General features: G+C 61.9%; 1 protein-coding gene. It reads left to right on the top strand.

Annotated elements, in window-relative coordinates; translation table 11 throughout:
- A partial coding sequence (locus tag DXC18_RS01535; RefSeq protein ID WP_199412163.1) for an ATP-binding cassette domain-containing protein occupies nt 1-1,393 on the top strand: 1,393 nt, incomplete at both ends.

Raw genomic sequence — 1,393 nt, 5'->3', positions numbered from 1 at the left:
CGCCTTTCTCGATTCTGCCGAGAGCTACTACGCGCTCATGGGCGAAGGCTTCCAATCCGGGTCCATCGTGGGAGACCGAGAGACCAATGACGCAGCGCTCGCATATTGCCGTGCCCTGAGCAGCTCCGGCATCACGGATATCCCGGCCTCCGCAAACGACCTGCCATTCCTTTCCTTCCTGCCTTACGCCATTGCCACGGCGCCGTCTTTCCTTCCCTTCATCCCCTTCCTTCTCTCGTCGATACTCGTGCTCGGCGCCACAAGGCCTGCGACCCTGGCGGCAAAGGCGCCCGTGCCCAAATTCCGGCGCCTTATCCAGATCGTGTTTTCGATAATCGCCGCGGGGACCGCGATGCTCCTCGCCGGCCTTGCACCCGGGGGCATTTACGCCTTGGCCCTAAACGGCTTCGGGCAAATTGGGTACCCGATCGCCTTCTTCCATGACGGCGCGCTTACCACCACGACTGCGGGAAACGTCTTCACAGCCCTGCTTATCGCGCTTCTTGCGGGCGGAACCTTAATATCCGTTTGCTCCGCCGTCCTATCGACCGCAACGAGGCGCGTCCTCGCGGGCCCCCTTACCTCAGCGCTGCTTGTCGCGGCCCCGGCATTCCCGTTGCTGTCCGATTCGGCGCTGGAGCATAACGCCGCGCTCAATCTCCTGCCGCTGGCCGTGTTCTCGCCTATCGAGGCAACGGGCTACGTAGGATGCTTCCCGACAGAATTCATTGGCTCCGGTTCAGGCAGCGCATCGATGCTTGCCGTGGCCCTGGCATACGTCGCGGTCCTTTTTACGGTCGGCGCCGTTGCGACACGTTCCCCCAAACAGCCTGGACCCGCGAAAAAGCACCATGGGCTCGAGCTTCTAGACGCGAGCGTGGGATACGGAAGCACGACGATACTTTCAATCGGGTCGCTTTTCCTGAGCCCGGGAACGGCGGCGGGCCTCGTTGCTCCCAACGGCTCGGGGAAAACCACCCTTCTTGAAGCGCTGTCGGGCCAATTTCCCACCCGCATCCGCTCGGGAAGCCTGGCGGCAGACGGAATCTGCCAACGTCGATCAGCCGAATTTGCAGAACTCGTCTACCTGAGCTCTTCGGGCGGCGCGGATCTCTATCCCACGCTATCGGCCATCGAGCACCTTGCTTTCGTTAGGGAGGCGTGGAAATCGGCCGCCGACATCGACTCGCTCTGCGACTCCCTCGGAATCTCCCCATATCTCGACAAGCCGACCCGTAAACTCTCGACAGGAATGAAGCAGCAGGTAAAGCTTGCCATGGCGATAGCGACCGATTGCCCGTACCTCATCCTCGATGAACCGCTGAACGGCCTCGATCCGGGAAAACGGAAAACCTCCTGCGACGCGATGCGCAGCGAAGTGGCGCGGGGACGC

Origin of the sequence: Collinsella sp. OM08-14AT (genome assembly GCF_003438115.1) — a bacterium.
Lineage (GTDB): Bacteria > Actinomycetota > Coriobacteriia > Coriobacteriales > Coriobacteriaceae > Collinsella.
The sequence above is the reverse complement of the archived record's forward strand: the minus strand, read 5'-3'. Positions and strand labels throughout refer to the sequence as shown.